Annotated in this window: 17 protein-coding genes, 1 tRNA gene and 1 riboswitch; of the genes, 5 read left to right on the top strand and 13 right to left on the bottom strand. The window is 75.0% G+C overall.

Translation table 11 applies throughout. The features are described from left to right. Positions 1 to 13: 13 nt before the first annotated feature. The 7 genes from AB0O82_RS08065 to AB0O82_RS08035 all read right to left on the bottom strand — a co-directional run bounded on the left by AB0O82_RS08065 (position 14) and on the right by AB0O82_RS08035 (position 7,432). Positions 14 to 361: a DUF742 domain-containing protein gene (locus tag AB0O82_RS08065; RefSeq protein WP_350880532.1), complete on the bottom strand. Its 348-nt coding sequence runs from the start codon at positions 359 to 361 to the stop codon at positions 14 to 16. Continuing rightward, entirely contained in the window at positions 358 to 771 is a 414-nt protein-coding gene (locus AB0O82_RS08060) for a roadblock/LC7 domain-containing protein (RefSeq protein WP_363581351.1), read from the bottom strand. Before AB0O82_RS08060 ends, AB0O82_RS08065 begins: the two co-directional genes overlap by 4 nt. Next, complete coding sequence (locus AB0O82_RS08055) at positions 755 to 2,023, bottom strand: sensor histidine kinase (RefSeq protein ID WP_363581618.1); 1,269 nt, start codon at positions 2,021 to 2,023, stop codon at positions 755 to 757. Before AB0O82_RS08055 ends, AB0O82_RS08060 begins: the two co-directional genes overlap by 17 nt. A 233-nt stretch (positions 2,024 to 2,256) precedes the next feature. After that, positions 2,257 to 4,530, bottom strand: coding sequence for a SpoIIE family protein phosphatase (locus AB0O82_RS08050; RefSeq protein WP_363581349.1), 2,274 nt, complete (start codon positions 4,528 to 4,530; stop codon positions 2,257 to 2,259). Between the two features lie 82 nt (positions 4,531 to 4,612). Further along, positions 4,613 to 5,743: a PP2C family protein-serine/threonine phosphatase gene (locus AB0O82_RS08045; protein ID WP_363581347.1), complete on the bottom strand. Its 1,131-nt coding sequence runs from the start codon at positions 5,741 to 5,743 to the stop codon at positions 4,613 to 4,615. A gap of 221 nt (positions 5,744 to 5,964) precedes the next feature. Beyond that, entirely contained in the window at positions 5,965 to 6,534 is a 570-nt protein-coding gene (locus AB0O82_RS08040; protein ID WP_363581345.1) for a TetR-like C-terminal domain-containing protein, read from the bottom strand. Positions 6,535 to 6,604: 70 nt separating this feature from the next. Then, positions 6,605 to 7,432, bottom strand: coding sequence for an alpha/beta hydrolase (locus AB0O82_RS08035; RefSeq protein ID WP_363581343.1), 828 nt, complete (start codon positions 7,430 to 7,432; stop codon positions 6,605 to 6,607). A gap of 345 nt (positions 7,433 to 7,777) precedes the next feature. Continuing rightward, a riboswitch (cyclic di-AMP (ydaO/yuaA leader) is annotated at positions 7,778 to 7,936 on the top strand. A 12-nt stretch (positions 7,937 to 7,948) separates the two neighbouring features. Here AB0O82_RS08035 and AB0O82_RS08030 point away from each other — a divergent pair. Then, on the top strand, positions 7,949 to 8,782 hold the full coding sequence (locus AB0O82_RS08030) for a M23 family metallopeptidase (RefSeq protein WP_363581341.1): 834 nt from the start codon (positions 7,949 to 7,951) through the stop codon (positions 8,780 to 8,782). 113 nt (positions 8,783 to 8,895) lie between these two features. On the opposite strand, the gene AB0O82_RS08025 is transcribed toward AB0O82_RS08030, so the two are convergent. Beyond that, the gene (locus AB0O82_RS08025) at positions 8,896 to 9,858 is read right to left on the bottom strand and encodes a hypothetical protein (RefSeq protein WP_363581339.1); all 963 of its coding nucleotides are present in this window, start codon (positions 9,856 to 9,858) and stop codon (positions 8,896 to 8,898) included. 42 nt (positions 9,859 to 9,900) lie between these two features. Between AB0O82_RS08025 and AB0O82_RS08020 the strand changes: the two genes are divergently transcribed. From AB0O82_RS08020 to AB0O82_RS08005, 4 genes are all read left to right on the top strand, one after another. Further along, positions 9,901 to 10,473, top strand: a complete 573-nt coding sequence (locus tag AB0O82_RS08020) for a GNAT family protein (RefSeq protein WP_363581337.1) — start codon at positions 9,901 to 9,903, stop codon at positions 10,471 to 10,473. 190 nt (positions 10,474 to 10,663) lie between these two features. Then, on the top strand, positions 10,664 to 11,404 hold the full coding sequence (locus tag AB0O82_RS08015; RefSeq protein ID WP_363581335.1) for a sensor domain-containing protein: 741 nt from the start codon (positions 10,664 to 10,666) through the stop codon (positions 11,402 to 11,404). Positions 11,405 to 11,506: 102 nt separating this feature from the next. Continuing rightward, on the top strand, positions 11,507 to 12,259 hold the full coding sequence (locus AB0O82_RS08010) for a hypothetical protein (RefSeq protein ID WP_363581333.1): 753 nt from the start codon (positions 11,507 to 11,509) through the stop codon (positions 12,257 to 12,259). Positions 12,260 to 12,295: 36 nt separating this feature from the next. Then, a complete protein-coding gene (locus AB0O82_RS08005; protein WP_363581331.1) occupies positions 12,296 to 12,757 on the top strand; it encodes a GNAT family N-acetyltransferase in 462 nt (153 codons plus the stop codon). On the opposite strand, the gene AB0O82_RS08000 is transcribed toward AB0O82_RS08005, so the two are convergent. The 5 genes from AB0O82_RS08000 to lhgO form a co-directional block, all read right to left on the bottom strand. Then, positions 12,754 to 13,932: a hypothetical protein gene (locus AB0O82_RS08000; RefSeq protein ID WP_363581329.1), complete on the bottom strand. Its 1,179-nt coding sequence runs from the start codon at positions 13,930 to 13,932 to the stop codon at positions 12,754 to 12,756. The two genes, AB0O82_RS08005 and AB0O82_RS08000, sit on opposite strands and share 4 nt — an antisense overlap. Before the next feature lie 580 nt (positions 13,933 to 14,512). Beyond that, a tRNA-Met gene (locus tag AB0O82_RS07995) sits at positions 14,513 to 14,586 on the bottom strand. Positions 14,587 to 14,636: 50 nt separating this feature from the next. Continuing rightward, entirely contained in the window at positions 14,637 to 15,926 is a 1,290-nt protein-coding gene (locus AB0O82_RS07990) for a PrsW family intramembrane metalloprotease (protein ID WP_363581327.1), read from the bottom strand. 116 nt (positions 15,927 to 16,042) lie between these two features. Beyond that, a complete protein-coding gene (trmB, locus tag AB0O82_RS07985; protein ID WP_363581325.1) occupies positions 16,043 to 16,873 on the bottom strand; it encodes a tRNA (guanosine(46)-N7)-methyltransferase TrmB in 831 nt (276 codons plus the stop codon). 55 nt (positions 16,874 to 16,928) lie between these two features. Beyond that, positions 16,929 to 18,164, bottom strand: coding sequence for an L-2-hydroxyglutarate oxidase (gene lhgO, locus AB0O82_RS07980; protein ID WP_363581323.1), 1,236 nt, complete (start codon positions 18,162 to 18,164; stop codon positions 16,929 to 16,931). Positions 18,165 to 18,254: the final 90 nt, after the last annotated feature.

Raw genomic sequence — 18,254 nt, 5'->3', positions numbered from 1 at the left:
GGCCCCGGGGGCTTCAGCGGAGTTGGCGGAGGCCAACGAGCACCTCTTCCAGAAGGGTTGCGGGCAGGCGTTCGGCCTGCGGGACGGGCGGGAGGACCTGGACGGCGCCGAGGTCCCAGAGGTCGCCGACCAGCACCTTGACGACGCCGAGCGGCAGCCCCAGGTGGGCCGCCACCTCGGCGATCGACAGCAGGCTGTGGCAGAGCGCGAGGATGCGCCGGTGCTCGCGGTTGAGCAGGGCGTGGTCGGGGAGCTCCGGCGGCTCGGGTAACGCGCTGACCAGGCTCTCGATGGCCAGCTCGGCCCGGGTGGACCGGCTGCGGCCACCGGTGATGACGTAGGGCCGGACCGGCCCGCTCACCGGTGTCCCCCCGCCGCGTGGTCGACCCGCGGCGGGCTGGTGAGGTGGCTGCCGATCCGTTCGACCAGGACCTGCATCTGGTAGGCGACCAGGCCGGCGTCCACGGCGTCGCTGGTCACCACGGCCAGGTGCGCGCCGACCCCGGCGGCGACGATGAACAGGTAGCCGCCGCCGTACTCGATGATGATCTGGCGGGTGGCGCTGCCCGGTCCGCCGAACCCGGTCGCGACGCCGCGGGCCAGCGACTGGAGTCCGGAGCAGGCGGCGGCGAGCCGTTCGGCGTCCTCGCGCGCGATGTTCGCGCTGCGGCCGATCTCCAGGCCGTCGTTGGAGACGACGACGGCGTGCTGGACCTGCGGGACGTTGACGATGTCGGCGAGCATCCAGCCGAGATCAGGGGTGGTGGTCATGGAACTCTCCGGAGCGCTGGGGAAGTCGGGGGGAAGCGGGCAGGGAAGGGTCGGGCTGGGCCTGGGCCCGGGCGGCCGATCGGCCGCTGGCGGTGCCGGCCTGGAACATCGCCATGAACGCCTGCGCGTCCCGGGCCGAGCGGTACGGCGGGGCGGGCGGCGGCGCGGGAGAGGCGTGCTGGGCGGGGCGGGCGGCGCGGTCGCGTCGGTGGCTCCGGCGGGGCAGCGGCGGCGGGGTGTCGGCGGCCGCGGGGGGTCGGCCGGCCGGCGGGGTCTCCACCAGGGGGTGTCCGGCGGGGTGTCCGGTCGGCCGGAGGTCGGTGCTGAACGCCAGGTCGTCCGGTCCGAGGCCGGGGACGGTGGGCGGCAGCGGTTCGGTGAGCAGGGCGTTCGGCAGCATCACGACGACGCGGACGCCGCCGTACGGCGAGGGCGCTGAGCTGAGGGTGACCCGGAAGCCGTACTGCTCGGCCAGCCGGCCGACCGCGGCGAGGCCCAGTTGCGGCACCTCGCCGAGCCGGGAGACCTCCAGGCTGGTGCCGCCGGCGAGGGCGGCGGCGGCCTTGGCGACGGCCTGTTCCGGCATGCCGACGCCACCGTCGTCGATCTCGATGACGGCTCCGTTGTGCACCGGCATCAGGGTGACGAACACCTGGGTGCTGGGCGGGGAGTAGCGGGTGGCGTTGTCCAGCAGCTCGGCGACGGCGTGGATCAGCGCCTCGGCGGCGGCGCCGACCACCGCGGTCTCGATCCGGCTGCGGACCACCACCCGCTGGAACGGCAGGATGCGGGACTGGGCGCCGCGCACGACGTCCTCCAGCGAGACCGGCTCGGGCCAGTGGCGGCCGGCCCGCGCGCCGCACAGCACGGCCAGGGTCTGGGCCAGCCTGGCCTGTTGGGCGGCGGCGTGGTCGGCCTTGAGCAGGCCCTCCAGCAGCGCCGGGTCGTCGTGGGTGCGTTCCATCTCGTCGAGCAGGGCCTGCTGGTCGTGGGCCATGACGAGGATGCGGCGGGCGACGCTGAGGAAGGCCCGCTGGGTGGAGGCGGTGAGTTCCTGCTCCTGCTGGACGGCGGCCAGGTCGGCGCCGCGGCGGGAGAGTTCGGCGCCGAGCTGCTCCTGGAGCCGGGCGAGGTCGCGCCGCAGCCGGTCGGCGCGGCGGCGCTGGGTGACGGACACGGCGCGGTACCGGGCGGTGGCCACGAGGGCGAGGGCGGCGAGTACGCCGGTTGCCGTTGCGCACCACTGAGTCATCGTCACGCCGCGAATTCTAGGGTGATGATCCTACGAAGGTGTGAACGGATCTCGCCAAGTGACCAGATCTCGTCAATATCCAGTCAATACGGCGTCAAACCGGCGCCGTTCGACCGCGATCCGGGCGGCCCGAGGAGGTTCGTCCCCGGTGGGGCGCCTGCGGCGCGTCGTCCGGGCCGGGCGGGAGATGGCCGAGTCACGTCCTGGGATGTGTGGGGAACGTGCGCACGGTGTTACGGAAGGGGCGACGTCCGGTGCAGGAGCAACAGCGCCACGTCGTCCGGCCGGGACCGCCGCTCGGTCACGTTCAGCGTGAGCAGGTCGGCCAGCCGCTCCAGCGCGGGCGCCGCGCCGGCCCGGGTCGGGCCGGTCTGCCGGGCCCACAGCTCCAGCCCGCCGAGCATCCGCTGCACCGACTCGTCGTAGTCCTCCTCGCGGTCCTCGACCAGCCCGTCGGTGTACACCAGCAGCGTCTCGCCGACCGCCAGCCGACCGGCCGTCAGCGGGTACGGCTGCCCCGGGTCCACGCCCAGCGGCGGCCCGCCCGGCAGGTCGAGCTCGACGGCCCCGGCGTCCGCGATCCGCACCGGCGCGGGATGCCCGGCCCGGGCCGCGGTCAGCGCGCCGTCGGCCGGGTCCAGGGCCAGGAAGAGGCAGGTCGCGAACAGGTCGGTGTCCAGCTCGGTCAGCAGCCGGCTGGTCCGGGCCAGCGTGGCGGCCGGATCGTGCCCGTCCGTCGCGTACGCCCGCAGGCCGCTGCGCAGCTGGCCCATCACCGCCGTCGCCTCCGCGTTGTGGCCCTGGACGTCGCCGATCACCAGCCCGATCCGGCCGTCCGGCAGCCTCAGCAGGTCGTACCAGTCGCCGCCGATCTGCATGCCCTCGGTGCTCGGCAGGTAGCGGGCGGCGCTGGCGATCCCGGGCAGCCGGGGCAGGGTGCGCGGCAGCATCGCGCGCTGCAGCTCGGTGGCGCGGTGGTGGTGGGTGTCGTACAGCCGGGCCCGCTCCAGGGACTGCGCCAGGATCCCGGCGAAGGCCGAGTACAGGGTGCGGTCCTCCCGGCCGAACGCCCGCTCGGCGGAGAAGGTGATCAGGCAGGAGCCCACCTGCCGCCCGGAGGCGACCAGCGGCAGCACCGCCCAGGAGGCCGGGGTGAGCGGGCCGTGCCGGCCCCGGCCCGCGTCGGGCTCGCTGAACAGCGGGGCCGAGCGGGTCAGCGCGTGCTGCATCACGTTCTCGGAGAGGTCCGCCAGCCGGGTCAGCTCGGTGCGCCTCGGCCCGCCGTACACGGTGTGCGAGACGGGCAGCAGCCGGCCCTCGTCCACCAGGTCCAGGACGATGCTGGCGGCGCCGAACGCCGGGCGGGCGACGTCGGTGACGGCGGTGGTGACGTCCCGGACGGTCACCGCCCGCGACAGCGACCGGGTGAGCGCGAGCAGCAGTGCCGTCCGGGCCCCGCCTGGGGTGGCCTGCTCCTCGGCCTGCTCCCGGGGGTGTTCCCGGCGCTGGTCCCGGTCCTGGCCCTGGGCCCGGCCCTGGTCCCGGTCGGAGAGCAGCCCGGCGACCCGGACCGGCCGGCCGTGGACGTCCAGCATCACCTCGCCGGTCTCCTCGATCCGCGCCACCTTGCCGCCCCCGCGCAGCACCCGGTACCCGATCCGGTACCACCCGCCGGTGGTCAGCGACTCGGCGAGCGCGGCCTGCACGTCCGGCAGGTCCTCCGGGTGGACGATCCGGTCCAGCTCCGGAGCGGAGCCGTCGGCGGTGGCGGGCTGGCCGGTGACCCGGAACGCCGCGGCGTCCCAGTAGCTCTCGCCGGTGACCAGATCGCGCTCGAAGGCGCCGTGCCCGGCCGCCCGGACGGCGAGCGACAGCATCGGGTGGGCCAGCCCGGCGGGGAGGCTCCCGGCCCCGTCCGGCGGTGCCCCGGCCGGATCCTGGGGTATCCGGGCGTCCGCGTGGTCGAGTAGGTGGGACAGCCGGTGGGCGCAGGCCTCGCCGATGGTCTCCAGGACGTCCAGGTCGCGGCGGGGGACGGTGCCCCGGTGGGCCAGCGCGAGGGCGAGGACGCCGACCGGCCGCTCGTCGACGACCATCGGCAGGGCGATCACGGCGACCATGCCGGTGCCCATGCCGACGTTCTTGTTCGGGTAGTCGACGCTGGTGTGCTCGGGACTGAGCAGGTAGGGGCGGCGTAACCGCAGGGCCATCGCGGCGGGGAGGTCACTGGCCGGATCGACGGTGCTGTAGCGCTCGTGGGCCCAGTCCGGCAGCCCGTGCGAGGCGGTCAGTCGGAGCATCCCGGCGGAATCCAGCAGGTAGAGCGCGGAACCCTCGCCGGTGATCCACCCCGGCCCCTCGGCGAGGACGGTGCCGAGCAGTTCGGCGGCGCTGGTGCAGCCGAGCAATAAGCGCACGCAGCGCATGGGGCTGCGGGCGGTGGGACTGCTGCGCGGCGTCCGGCTCTCGTCCTCGGAGGGGGGAACCCACGGAGAGCTCAGGTCCATCGGATACCCGGCCTTTCCGCTCTCGGGGGGTGGGTGCCCTCTGGGTGCCCGAACGGGCACTTAATTCTTAATACCTTATTTCTCAAGCGGGTGCTGAAGCGGGTGAATGGTGACCCAGACGGCGCACCAGCACCAGCGTCCGGTCGTCCGCCGCGTCCCGCGCCACCGTCCGGACCAGCCGCTCCGCCGCACCCCGGGTGAGCTGCTGCTGCGTCCGCCACGGCCGCACCACGGGCTCGGCCGCCGCCAGCAGCCGACCCACCCCCTCGTCCAGATCCCGACCCGGCACCTCCACCAGGCCGTCACTGAACAGCAGCAGCGAATCGCCCCGCCGCAGCCGCCCCGACACCGCCGGATACAGCGCGCCCGACACCAGCCCCAGCGCCGGGCCGCCGTGCCCCGACCGCGCCCAGCCGCCGCCGTCCGCCCGGCGGAACTGCGCGGGCGCCGGATGGCCTGCGTTGAACAGCAGGTAGTCGCCCGTCGCCGGGCGCAGCGCGAGGTGCACCGCCGTCGCGAAGTCGTCCTCCCAGCCCATCCGCACCAGGTGGTCGTTGGCCGCCGGCAGGAACGCCTTCGGCGGCACCCGCCCCAGCAGCATCGCGAACGCGCCCGACAGGTGCGTCGAGCGGGCCGCCGCCCGGCTGCCCTTGCCCGACACGTCCACCAGCAGCAGCTCCAGCAGATCCTCCTCGGGGCGGTGCGCGCACAGCAGGAAGTCACCCGAGAACGAGGTGTCGCCGGCCGGCGCCAGCGCACTGTCGAAGTGCCAGTCGAGCAGCCGCTCCGGAAGCCGGGCCAGCGTCCGGGTGTGCTCGGCCAGCTCCAGCAGCATCGAATCGCCCTGGGTCCCGCGCAGACCCAGCCGGTGCCGGAACCGGTTCGCGGCCAGCACCGTCACCGCGGTCGCGGCCAGTACCAGCGTCACCCCGATCCGCACCCCGAGCGGATCCCGCACCACCGCCCCCAGCACCCCGCCGGCCAGCGCCGCGCACACCAGCACCAGCAGCTGCCCGCGTCGCAACAGCAGCCCGCCGACCACCAGCGGCAGCACCAGCGCCGACGGCGGCCAGCTGTACGGCAGCACGATCGGCAGCACGCTCAGCACCGCGGTCACCCCGAGCAGCACCCCCAGCGCGTACCGCGCGGCCCGGGCGTTCCCGTCCAGCAGCCGCAGGTACCACCGCCGCGCCCTCGCTATCGGTGCGGGCACGTGGACCTCCGCCAAGGGGTCGGCGGTCCCCTGTCATGACCACCAGTCAGCCCGGCCACACTAACCCGTCCGCCCCCACGACCCCCAGGCCCGCTGCCTGCCCGCCGCACGGGAAGTCGGCGGGTCCGACTTCTCGCGCACGCCTCACCCGGTGCGCCGGCCGTTCCGTCGTCGTGGGAGACCGGGTGGGTCGTGCCGCGGCCGGTGCGGTGGCCGGCGTCTCAGGGGGTGGGCCAGGTGCGGAGCCCGGTGGTGAGGAGGGTGATGAGGCGGCTCTGGGTGGTGGCCAGGTCTTCGGCGAGCTGGAAGCCGCCGCCGATGGAGAGGGAGGCGAAGCCGTGGGCGACGGAGCGGACGGTGCGGGCGGCGTGGATCGCCTCCGCGCCGTCGAGGCCGTACTCCCGCAGGACGGCGATGATCACCCCGACGAGCCGTCCGGCCGCGCGGGTGAGGTCGTCGTCCGGCTGCGGGGCTTGCGGGAGGGCGTTGTAGCGGTGCGGGTACTCGGTGGCGTACGCGTGGTAGGCGCGCAGGACGGTGTCGACGGCGTCGTCGCCGCTGCGGCCGACGGCGGCCTCGGCGAGCCGGTCGGCGAGTTCCTCGGTGACCCGGACGGCGATGAGCCGCCGCAGTTCGGCGAGGCCGCCGCTGACGTGCTTGTACAGCGACGGGGTGGCGACCCCGGCCCGGGCGGCGACGGCGGCCAGGGTGAGGGCGTCGGCGCCCTGCTCGTCGATGAGGGCGATGGCGTGGTCGACGACCTGCTCGGGGGTGAGTCCTACTCGGGGCATGGTGTGGGCTCTCCGTCGGTGGAAGGCGTACGTGGCGTGGCGTGGCGGGGCTGACGTGGGCGGGCGGGGCTCAGGCGAGTTCGGCGAGGAAGGGCAGCAGGGCGTCGGCGGTGGCCTGCGGGTTGTCGGCCATCGGGTAGTGCCCGGATCCGTCGATCATGACCTTCCGCGCGTTGAGCGCGATGGCCTGCCGGTCGGCGACGGCTTCCGGCTCGGGGAAGTCGGGGTCCTTGCTGCCCATGATGACGAGCGAGGGGCAGCGCACGGCCGCGGTCCAGCCGACGGGCGCGGAGTCCCCGCTGACGTGTCCGCGGGTGGCGGTCTTGCGGCCGGGGGTGCGCATGGCGGCGACGAGTCCGGCCACGTACGGGTCGAAGTCGGCGGGCCTGGCGCCCGGGTAGGCCAGCTTGCGGTGGTAGAGGCCCCAGAAGGCGGGCGAGTGGACGGTCAGGAAGCCCATGACGCGGAGGGCGCCGCGCATGAGGGCGCCGGGCGGGGGGTTCTCGATGAAGGCGTCGATCAGGGCGATGCCGGCGACCCGCTCGGGGGCGTCGCCGGCGGCCTTGACGACCGTCGCGCCGGTGTAGGAGTTGCCGACCAGGACGGCGCGGTCGATGCCGAGGTGGTCGAGCAGGGCGAGGACGTCGGTGGCGATGGCGGCGGGGGAGTAGTCGTCCCAGATGATCGAGGATTCCCCGAAGCCGCGCAGGTCCATGGTGATGACCCGGCGGCCGGCGGCGGCCAGCAGCGGGCGGAGGTGCCGGTAGGCGGCGCGGGTGTCGAGCATTCCGGGGAGCAGCACGACGGGGGCGCCGTCGCCCTGTCGGGTGTCGTCGTAGGCGAGGCGGCCGCCGGTGACGTCGAGGTACTGGGTGGTGGGGGCGCTGGTGGCGTTCATGGTGGGCCTCCGGAGGGTTGCCGGTGCGGGGCTTCGGTGCTGCCGCCGATAGCCATAAAGCTAAGGCTAATAGCCTTAGCCGTCAAGCCCTCGCGCCCTGCGGAGCGGGGGAGGCCGGCGGGGGGTGCGCGGATGAAGGGTCGTTCGTTGACGTCCGATCACGTGAGGTGGCGTCAACGGTGCTCAAGGGGGTGCAGGGGTGTCCAAGGGGAACAAAACGCCCGTCGTGCCCCGGAGTGCCCCGCCCGTCTCCGGTCGTCCCGGGCGAACGGCTTGGAATCAGGGCCTCCTAGGATTAACGTTTGATAACGCAGCGCGGTCGTCAACGCCGTACCCAGACGGCACCGTGCGCCGTCGCCTAATCCCGCCGACCGGCCTCCGGGCAGGTCAGGGAGCCGGGGAACCACGTTCCTTGGGGTGAATCGGCGGGGCTCCGGCCCGGCCGTAGGAGACCTTCCTGCTCCGAACCCGTCAGCTAACCCGGTAGGCGCGAAGGAAGGAAAGGAGCGCGCCTCCGTGGCGTCGACGCACACTCCGGCACACCCGGCCGGCCTCGCAGCAGGTACCCGGCTCCTCGACCACCCCGGCCCGGACGGCCCCGAGTACGCGGGCCCGGAGGCCGAGACCAACCGGCACCGGATGCCGCGTCAGGTCCGTGGGGCCTCCCCGCTGCTCGGCGTCACCGCCGTCGCCGCCACCCTGGGCGCCACCGGCTTCGCCTCCGCCACCCCGGCCGCCGCCCCCGCCATCGAGACCCCGGACGAGACCCCGGTCGCCCTCTCCGCCGACCCCGGCCTCGCGCTCGCCGCCCGCATCCAGCTGCAGGCCGACAGCCAGCGCACCGCCGCCGAGGAGGACGCCCGCGTCCAGGCCGCGAAGGAGGCGGAGGCCAAGGCCGCCGCCAAGGAGGCCGAGGCCAAGCGGGCCGCCGAGGAAGCCGAGCGGGCCAAGGCCGCCGCCCTCACCCTGCCGGTGCGCGACTACCACCTCACCGCCCACTACGGCCAGAGCGCCCGCTACTGGGCCCACCTGCACACCGGCCTGGACTTCGCCGCCGACACCGGGACCCCCGTCTACGCGGTCGGCCAGGGCACCATCACCTCGGCCGGCTGGTCCGGCTCGTACGGCTACCGGATCGTCGAGACCCTGCCCGACGGCACCGAGATCTGGTACTGCCACCTCTCCTCGATCATCAAGGGCTCCGGCAAGGTCGGCTCCGGCCAGCAGATCGGCAAGGTCGGCGCCACCGGCAACGTCACCGGCGCGCACCTGCACGTGGAGGTCCGCCCCGGTGGCGGCGCCCCCGTCGACCCGGAGACCTGGTTCCAGCAGCGCGGCGTCAACCCCTGACGCACCCGCGAAGCCCCGGCCGCCGGAACCAGCAGCGCGGCCTCAACCCCTGACGCACCCGCGAAGCCCCGGCCGCCGGAACCAGAAGGCACCGCGGCCGGGGCTTCGCCGCGTCACTCCTGCGCCGGGTCTGCCGGCTCCGCCGGGTGCGCGTCGAACTCCTCCTGCGCCGGCCCCGCCAGCCCCTCCAGGCGGGCGTCGAACTCCTCCTGCGCCAGCCCGGCCAGGTACGCGTCGATCTCCTCCTGCCCCGGCTCCGGCGCGAGGTCCGGGAACTCCTCCACCAGCAGTCGTGGCAGCCCGGGCACCGTCCACTCCCCGTACAGGTCGAGCGCGGCTTCCACCGCCGCCTCCTCGAACGCTCCGAAGTCCCCGGCCAGTTCGTCCGGCATCGGCTGGCCCAGCGCGGTCAGCTCGGCCAGGTTGCGGTAGCTGCGCCGCATCAGGCCCTGCTCCAGCAGCCGGCGCGCGCCGTCGGTGGCCATGCCGACCGAGATCACCCGGGTCGGGCTCCAGCCCTGCTCGTCCACCTCGTCCAGCCAGCCGGTCTGCGCCAGTGCGGCGAACACGGCCAGCCGCTCCTCCTGCGCCAGCTCCCGGAAGCCGGTCAGCCACTCCCGCACCGCCTCCGGATCCGCGACGTCCGCCCCGTACGCGTGCAGCAGCAGCGCGTACAGCCGGGGCCAGGTCACCAGGTCGGCGCGGCGCAGCAGCCCGGCCGCGACCTCGCCCTGCCACTCGGCCTCGGCGTGCAGCCGCTCCTGGCGCTTGGCGTTGAGCCGCTTGGCGGCCCGCTGGTGGTCGGTCAGCAGCCGGACGGCGGCGCCGTACGCCAGCGGGTCCGCCTCCGGTTCGGGTTGGACGTACAGGTAGAGCCGCTCGTACAGCAGGTGCTCCACCGCGTTCGAGGTCAGTTCGGGCCAGCCGTCGTGCATCCTGCCCTCGCCCAGCTCCAGCAGGGCCAGCACCGCGCGCAGCGGCGCTTCGGCCACCGGGGCGCGGTCCTCTTCCGCCGCCCAGGCGAGCAGGTCGGAGGCCCTGGTGCGCGGGGCGAGCCGCAGGTCTTCGTCGTTCATAGCTCGAACGGTAACCGCTGGCCGGGGGTAGGGTCGGCTGCCATGGTCCCCGTACGACTCACCGGCCCCCGGCTGGCCATCCGCGAGTATCACCACACCGCCGGCGACGTGGACGCGCTGTACGGGCTGTTCAGCGACCCGGAGGTCACCCGCTACCTCCCCTTCGAGCCGCGCGACCGTGAAACCTGCGCCGACCAGATCGAGCTCTACCTGGAGGAGGCGATGGCGCCGGAACGGGACACCTACCGGCTGGCCGTCACCCGGCGCGACGACGCCGAGGACCCGGTGGACGCCGTGCCGATCGCCCACGCCTCCCTCACCCTCGGCAAGCACCGCTCCGCCCACCTCGGCTACGTGCTGGGCCGCGACGTCTGGGGCCGCGGCTACGCGGGCGAGATCGCCGGCCTGCTCTGCGAGCTCTCCTTCGAGGCCCTCGGCGTGCACCGGCTGGCGGCCCGGGTCGACGTGGACAACGGCGCCTCGGCCAAGGTGCTCCTCCGGCTCGGGTTCCAGTTGGAGGGGCGGGTCCGGCACGACCTCTACAAGGGTGGCGCCTGGTCCGACTCGTACCTGTACTCGCTGCTCGCCGACGAGTGGCGCGGCGCGACCGGCTGACGGCCCGGCGTGGACGTCCGGCGTGGACGTCCGACGCGGACGTCCACGCGGACCTGGGGGCAGGCCTGCCGGGTCAGGCCCGGGGGGTTAACCCCACCCCCGATCCGCCAGGCCTCCGGATCCTCCCCGGCCCGCCGTTCGACCAGACTGGTGCCATCAGCAGTCGAGAACGAGGGACCGGGGCCGGGACATGAGCATCAGCCGAAGCACGCAGGACCGCGAGTGGGACGTCCTCGGTGGTTACGGCGACGACCCGCGTCCCGCTCGGGCCCACCGGACCGAGGAGCCGCCGGCCGTCTGGCGGGCGCCGTTCTCCGGGCACTACTACCGCGAGATCGGCTACACGCTCACCGGCCTGCCGCTGTCGGTCATCGGCTTCTCCGTCTCGATCGTGCTGTTCTGCATGGGGATCGGCACCTTCGTCACCGTCCTCGGCCTGCCCGTCCTCGCCCTCCTGACCACCGTCGCCCGCGGCATGGGCCGGATGGAGCGGGCCCGGGTGCGCGGCATGCTGGCCCTGGACGTGCCCGCCCCGGCGCCGGTGCGCCAGACCCGCCCGGGCACCTGGGGGGCGATCACCGCGCGGCTGGCGGACCCGGCCGGGTGGAAGGCCGCGTTCTACCAGGTGGTGATGTTCCCGTGGGCGGTCCTCAGCTTCGTCCTGTCGCTGGTGTTCCTGCTGCTCGGCTGGGCGATGGCGCTGTACCCGCTCTACCACTGGGTCTTTCCGGCCTTCACCTCCTGGCGCGGGTACCGGATCTTCGACTTCTACGACAGCGACAACGTCCAGCACGTCTACTACATCGAGGGGGCCTGGCAGATCGCCGGCCTCTCGCTGGTCGGGGTGCTGCTCATCATCCTCACCGCCCAGCTGGTCCGCGGCCTGACCAACGTGAACCGGGCCGCCGCCCAGGGCCTGCTCGGCCGCTGAACCCCGCGGCCCTCCCCGCCTGCCCCGCCCGCCTCCCCGGCCCCGCCCACACCCGGACGTGCTCCGGATGCGGGTGGGGCCGGCCCGTGTTGGGATGGCCGGGTGGCCGCCGCACACACCCCCGCCGACCCGGGCGCCCTGGGCCGGGACATCCTGGTCACCTCCCGCCCGCTGGACGAGTACTGCGACCTGTTCGACCTCACCCGGGCCCAGCTCGCCGCGCTGCCGGGCCCGGTGCTGGACTGCCCGGGCGGTGCGGCCGGCCTGGCCGCCGAGGCGCGTCGGCTCGGCTGCCGGGTGATCGCCGCCGACCCGGCGTACGCGCTCCCCGCACCCGAGGTCGCGGCCCACGCGCTGGCGGCCCGGGCGTCGATGGCCACCGCGATGGCCGCCCGTCCGCACCTGTACCCGTCACCGCGCTCCTGCCGACCGGACCGCTACCTGCGCAGCTGGGACCGCGCCCGTCGCCTGTTCGCCGCCGACTCGGCCGCGCACCCGCAGCAGTACGTGGCCGCCGCGCTGCCCCGACTGCCGTTCGCGGACGGCGCCTTCGCGCTCACCCTGAGCGGCTACCTGCTCTTCGCCTACCCCGAACTGTTCGGCCCCGAAAGGCAGTTGGACGCCCTGGTGGAACTCGTCCGGGTGACCTCCCCGGACGGCGAGGTCCGCGTCCAGCCGCTGCACGACGGCCACGGCCTCCGCTGCGCCCACCTCGACCCGCTGCGGTACGCGCTCGGCGAGCGCCGCGTCGCCAGCGAGATCCGCCGCTTCCCCCGCGCCGCGGACGGCCGCACCCGCCGGGTCCTGGTCCTGCGGGCCGCCGACCGCCGCCGCCGGTCTGCTGCCGAAAAGTAATGGTCTCTCCTGGTCAGCGCCCCTATACTCGCCCGCATGAACGAGACGACCGTCAGGCGTGCCGGGGCGGCCGACGCCGACCGGCTCACCGAGCTGATACAGGCCTCCACCGCCTACCGCGGCCACTACTCGGCGATGATCGACGGCTACCAGGTCACCCCCGAGTACATCGCCCGGCACGAGGTGTTCCTGGCCTCGGACCCGACCACCGACCGGCTGCTCGGCTTCTACGGCCTGATCCGCGAACCGGCCGAACTGGACCTCATGTTCGTCGCCGACGAGGCCCAGGGGCTCGGCATCGGGCGGAAGCTGATCGCGGACATGCTGGAGCGCGCCCGGGCCGCCGGGATCGCCTCGGTCAAGGTGGTGTCCCACCCGCCCGCCGAGGGCTTCTACCTCCAGGTGGGCGCCGAGCGCACGGGCACCCGCCCGCCGCAGGTCAAGACGCCCTGGGAGCAGCCCGAACTGCGCTTCACCGTCAAGGAGTTCGGCAGCTAGCTGGGGTCGCCCGCCGACGGAGCCGACTGGACGGGCTGAGCTGGCTGAGCGGGCTGAGCGGGTGGGACCGGCTGTCCCGGCTGTCCCGGGTGGTCAGGCTCGGCGGGTCGGGCCGGCTGCGTCGGGACGAAGGCCGTCGCCTCCAGCCGGGACAGTATCTTCTCCGCCAGCCAGCTGCGGTCCGACCCGTACGGGATCCCCTCCGGCAGCACCAACTGCCCGGCCACCGCGTCCCGCAGCCGCTGCGCCTCGGCGCCGGGCAGCCGGGAGAGCAGGCCCCGGGCGGCCAGCAGCGCGTGGTACTGCTCGAAGCCGGAGCGTGGACGCTCGATCGCGTCCAGCAGGCTCGGCAGGTCGGCCAGCGACGGGTCGCCCTGCATCAGCGCGAGCGCCTGGATCCGGCGGCCCTCGGAGCCGTCCGCGTACAGGGCCCGCACCTGGTCGGCGGTCAGCGCCGAGCGCCGCGCCGTCGAGCGGACCTCGGCCACCACGCCCTCCGGCCCGGACGAGGGCGAGGAGGCGGGCGGCAGCTGCGCGGCGAGCGCGGCCGACTGCTCCGCGCTGCCCCCCAGCAGCCCGAGCTGCTGCATCGCCCGGACCCGCAGGTCGTCGGCACCCACCTTGTCGCCCCGCCGGTCGCGGTCCTGCCCGGCGAGGAAGAGGTCCAGGGCCTGGTCGGCGTCGGTCAGCACCTGCGGCAGCGCGAGCCTGGTCACCAGCCAGCCGGCCAGGAAGCCGAAGACCACGAAGTACAGCACCAGTGCCGCCGCGAACGGCACCGCGGCGTCCTCCCCGCCCAGTGCGGGGGCCAGCGCGGTGCCGAGCTGGTGCAGCCGCTCGCCGAGCGAGCCGAGCTGGGTCAGCCCGACGCCCAGCAGCACCTTGGTCAGCCAGTCGGACACCTGCTCCAGGTTGGTGTTCGGGGCGTACGAGCCCTGCGGCTCGCCGCTGCCGCTGCGTACCCGGGGCACCCCGAACAGGAAGCCGAGCGCGCCGCCGAGCACCGTCGAGGCCCCGGCCACCACCAGCCCGCCGCCGAACGCCTGCCAGGCCTGCTCCCGGCCGAGCGAGAAGAGCAGCAGCCCGAGCAGGCCCGTCCCGGCCAGCACCCCGGTCGCGGCCCACCGGGCCGTCCGCAGGGTCGTCGTGCCGCTCCGCCGCCGGGCCTTCGCCATCGCCTACCCCCTGTGCCTGCGCCGCTCCGCTCCGGAACCCGCGCCGACTCTAGCGCCGCGGCCCCACCCCGGGAACGACCCGGGGGCGCCCCGGGTACGACGCGGGGGCGCCCCGGACGGGGCGCGGGTGACGGCGAAGAGCGGCGGAAGACACCGGAGAGCGGTGGAGAACGCAGACAGCCCGCAGGCTGCTCCTCCGCGCCGGCCCGTGCACTGGCCTGGCGCCGAGGCACCGGGGATGTACCGGTGGGCCTGCGGGCCGGGTGACTGCTATGGATTTCGCCTGCCGGAGGCCTCAGGCCTCACCCCGCGCAGGCAGGGGCGGCTCTAGCGAGCAGCCACCTCACGCATCCTGATGGAACTCAATTCAGGATCACCTCCCTTCAGTGTGCCGCCACGATAGGCAGCCCACCGGCCGGAGGGCAACGGATTTATCGGCGGCCCGGCGGCGTCGTTCGGGCGGTCTCCGCTGACGGGGGCCCAGGTCCGTTGCGGCTTCGCGGCAGAACGTTCCTTCGCCGTGCCGGGGAACGCGAAGGGCCCGGAGGACGAATCCTCCGGGCCCTTCGTTGCTACTGAGTAGCGGGGACAGGATTTGAACCTGCGACCTCTGGGTTATGAGCCCAGCGAGCTACCGAGCTGCTCCACCCCGCGTCGGTGAACACAACAATACGGGGAAGTCGCCGAGATGGGAAATCGGTTCTTCAGACCACCCCGGCAGAGCGCCTGCCGCGCCGGGCGGCGTGCCGGGACGCCCGGGACCTGGCCCAGGCCGCGAAGCAGACCAACGCGGCGAAGCAGGGCACCATCAGTGCCCCGTACACCGCCAGGAAGCCGTCCGTGCCGAGGTCGGCGGCGGCGTTCCAGGTGCCGTGCAGCGCCATCGCCAGCAGCAGCCCGGTCGGCGCGGCCAGCCGGGCCAGCCAGCGCCGCCCGGTGGTCAGGGCGACGGCCAGGCCGATCCCGGTGAGCGCGGTGAACAGCGGGTGCGCGAAGGGGGAGAGCAGGGCGCGCAGCACGAAGGTCTGCACGGTGCCGTCGAAGTCGCGCAGGCTGGGCGGATCGCCGAGGCCGATGCTGTCCAGCCGCTGCCGCTGGTCGGTGGTGAACGCCCGGCCCAGGTAGAGGGCGTTCTCGGTGAAGGCGAAGCCGCAGGCGGTCATCCCGCCGAGCACCACCCCGGCCGCCAGGGTGCGGGGCCGGGAGCGGCGGTGCGGGCCGCCGCCGGAGGGCGGGGCCGGGCGCAGGTACGGCAGCGGGCGCAGGTACGGGCGCAGCCGCAGCCGGCCCCGGGCGTGCGGACCGGCCGGGCGGCGGGCGTACGTCCGGGGGAGCCGGGGGGCCGGCAGCCGGTGCAGCAGCGGCGCGCAGGGGCGGCCGGTGCGGCGGCCGTGGCAGCGCAGCCGCTGGCCGAGCGGCAGCAGCAGCACCAGCAGGGCGGTGGCCTTGGCGGTCTCCTCGATCAGCGGGGTGGCGATGCCGGCGCCCAGCAGTTCGCCGAGCGGGCCCTGGTGCGAGGTCAGGTAGCTGGCGGTCCAGTTGTTGGCCACGATGGCGACGGTGGTGGCCGCGCAGGCGCCCCAGGCGAGGCAGAACACGGTGTGCCGCAGCGGTACCCGGGCGGTCAGGTTGAGCCAGGCCAGGGCGCCGAGCACGAACGGCAGCGGCACCATCGCCAGGCCGACGCCGACCAGCAGCCCGACGGTGCCGGTCTGCCGCTGGACCAGGTGCAGGATCAGCACCCCGCAGCCGGCCAGGGTCAGTACGGCGGTGGCGGTGACGGAGGAGATTGCCACCGAGCGGCCGCGCCGGGGCGGTGCGACGGCTCCGGCCGGCGGCGGTGACGCGGCGCCGGCCCAGGGCGCGAGGCGGTGGGCCCGGCGCCTCCGGGGCCCCGGGATGGTCCGGGTGTCGCCGGTGCGCGGGACCGTCTCCGGTGCGTCAGCGGCGGCCTGGACGGTGGCCCGGGACCCGCCGCCGGCCGGGCTGCCCATGCGGCACAGGGTAGGCCACCGCACCCGCCCGTCGGGAGGACTCGGGACGAACCGTCCGTCCGGGGAACGGCCCACCGGTCATCGCGCGGTGGCCTGTTCGAACGGCCGGCGGCGGCTCAGCGGCGGCGGAACAGCAGGTCGTGGACGACGTGTCCCTTGGCCAGCCCGGCCCGTTCGAACTTGGTGACCGGGCGCCAGTCCGGCCTCGGCGCGTAGCCGGGGATGCTGCCGTCCGGGTGGTCCGCGGGCTCCAGCCAGCCGCTGCCGTCACCCTCGGGGTGCAGGTTCTCCAGCTCCGGCGAGGCGGACAGCACGGCCAGCATCTGCTCCGCGTACGGCTCCCAGTCGGTCGCGCAGTGCACCAGGGCGCCGGGGGCGAGCCGGGGCAGCACGAGCTCCAGGAAGGACGGCTGGACCAGCCGGCGCTTGTGGTGCTTGGGCTTGGGCCACGGGTCGGCGAAGTAGACCCGCAGGCCGGCCAGCGAGGCGTCCGCCAGCATGTCGCGCAGCAGGATCACGGCGTCGCCGGCGGCCGGCCGCACGTTCCGCGAGCCGTCGCGCTCCAGCAGGCCGAGCAGGTTGCCGTGGCCGGGGGTGTGGACGTCGGCGGCGAGGATGCCCATGGCCGGGTCGGCGGCGGCCATGGCGGCCGTGGTCTCGCCCATGCCGAAGCCGATCTCCAGGGTGACCGGCAGCTCGCCGAACAGCTCCCGCAGGTCGAGCGGGCTGCCGTCGATCGGTATGCCGTACGCCTCCCAGCCCCGGTCCAGGGCGCCCGCCTGGGCGTTGGTCATCCGGCCCCGGCGCGGCTGGAAGCTGCGGATGCGCCGCTCGCGGTGCTGGGCCTCGGTGGCCTTGTGCGGGTACATCGGCGCGGGGTAGCCGGCCGGTGCGGCGGACAACCGGGCGGACGGCGAGGGCTGGGGGATCGGGGCGGTGGCAGTCACAGTTCCCCGAGTCTACGGGGCCCCCGGGCCCCTCCCGAAGGTGCTGTGACCGGGCTCATCCGCCGGCCTCCAGTGCCGCCAGCGCCCGGCGGGCCACCTCGCGGCCGATCGGCAGCGAGGCCGTGGCGGCGGGGGAGGGGGCGTTCAGCACGTGCACCGCGCGGCGCGGGGAGCGCGGGTCGGCCGGGTCGAAACCGGCGAAGGCGAAGTCGTCCAGCAGCGAGCCGTCCCGGGCCACGGCCTGGGCCCGGACCCCGGCGCCAGCCGGTACCAGGTCCTCGGGGGCGACGGCGGGCAGCAGCCGCCGCACGGCGGCGGTGAACGCCCGCTTCGACAGCGAGCGGTGCAACTCGCCCACCTCCTGGCGCCAGTGCCGCCGGGCGATCCGCCAGGCGCCGGGGAAGGCCAGTGTCCCGGCCAGGTCGCGCGGGCGCACGGTGCGCCAGTCGTAGCCCTCGCGGGCCAGCGCGGGCACCGCGTTCGGGCCGACGTGCACGTCCCCGTGGACGCCCCGGGTGAGGTGCACGCCGAGGAACGGGAAGGCCGGGTCGGGCACCGGGTAGACCAGGCCGCGCACCAAGTCCCGTCGCCCCTCGGCCAGTTCGTAGTACTCGCCGCGGAACGGCACGATCCGCACCCCGGGCTCGTCCCCGGTCAGCCGGGCGATCCGGTCGCTGTGCAGCCCGGCGCAGTTCACCAGCACCTGGCAGCGCAGCTCCCCGGTGGAGGTCTGTACCGTCACGCCGTCCGCCCGCCGGGCCACCGCCCGCAGCTCGCAGCCGAGCCGGAGCTCCGCACCCGCCTCCCGGGCCAGCCGGGCGTAGGCGGTGGCGACGGCCGGGAAGTCGCAGACGCCGGTCGTGCCGACGTGCAGCCCCGCCACCCCGGTGACCTGCGGCTCGTACCGGGCGATCCCGGCCCGGTCCACCTCGGTGACGGGGATGCCGTTCGCCCGCCCGCGCTCGGCCAGCGCCGCCAGCCGGGGCAGCTCCTCCGTGCCGGTGGCCACGATCAGCTTGCCGGTGACCTCGTGCGGGACGCCCTGCTCGCGGCAGAACGCCACCAGCTCGGCGGCGCCCGCCACCGCGTACCGGGCCTTGTACGAGCCCGGCCGGTAGTAGACGCCGCTGTGGATCACCCCGCTGTTGCGTCCGGTCTGGTGGGCGGCGAAGCCGGGCTCCTTCTCCAGCACCGCGAGCCGCAGCCCCGGCCGGGCCCGGGTCAGCGCGTACGCGGTGGCGAGGCCGACGATCCCGCCGCCCACCACCAGCACGTCGAAGTCGTACGCCACCGCCCGCTCCTCGCAGTCCGCCCGGCTCCCCCGCCGCCGATGCTGCCACGCCGGGCGGGACCGGTCGAGGGGGCCCGGGCCCAGGTGGCG

Origin of the sequence: Kitasatospora sp. NPDC088264, assembly GCF_040685715.1 — a bacterium.
GTDB lineage: Bacteria > Actinomycetota > Actinomycetes > Streptomycetales > Streptomycetaceae > Kitasatospora.
Note: the sequence above shows the minus strand (reverse complement) of the source record. Positions and strands in the feature narration are given on the sequence as shown.

Excerpts from the sequence above, each read along its gene's own strand:
- AB0O82_RS08060 (WP_363581351.1), bottom strand. The coding sequence starts at position 771 with ATGACCACCACCCCTGATCTCGGCTGGATGCTCGCCGACATCGTCAAC.
- AB0O82_RS08055 (WP_363581618.1), bottom strand. The coding sequence starts at position 2,023 with ATGACTCAGTGGTGCGCAACGGCAACCGGCGTACTCGCCGCCCTCGCC.
- AB0O82_RS08050 (WP_363581349.1), bottom strand. The coding sequence starts at position 4,530 with ATGGACCTGAGCTCTCCGTGGGTTCCCCCCTCCGAGGACGAGAGCCGG.
- AB0O82_RS08040 (WP_363581345.1), bottom strand. The coding sequence starts at position 6,534 with ATGCCCCGAGTAGGACTCACCCCCGAGCAGGTCGTCGACCACGCCATC.
- AB0O82_RS08035 (WP_363581343.1), bottom strand. The coding sequence starts at position 7,432 with ATGAACGCCACCAGCGCCCCCACCACCCAGTACCTCGACGTCACCGGC.
- AB0O82_RS08025 (WP_363581339.1), bottom strand. The coding sequence starts at position 9,858 with ATGAACGACGAAGACCTGCGGCTCGCCCCGCGCACCAGGGCCTCCGAC.
- AB0O82_RS08020 (WP_363581337.1), top strand. The coding sequence starts at position 9,901 with ATGGTCCCCGTACGACTCACCGGCCCCCGGCTGGCCATCCGCGAGTAT.
- AB0O82_RS08015 (WP_363581335.1), top strand. The coding sequence starts at position 10,664 with ATGAGCATCAGCCGAAGCACGCAGGACCGCGAGTGGGACGTCCTCGGT.
- AB0O82_RS08005 (WP_363581331.1), top strand. The coding sequence starts at position 12,296 with ATGAACGAGACGACCGTCAGGCGTGCCGGGGCGGCCGACGCCGACCGG.
- AB0O82_RS08000 (WP_363581329.1), bottom strand. The coding sequence starts at position 13,932 with ATGGCGAAGGCCCGGCGGCGGAGCGGCACGACGACCCTGCGGACGGCC.
- AB0O82_RS07990 (WP_363581327.1), bottom strand. The coding sequence starts at position 15,926 with ATGGGCAGCCCGGCCGGCGGCGGGTCCCGGGCCACCGTCCAGGCCGCC.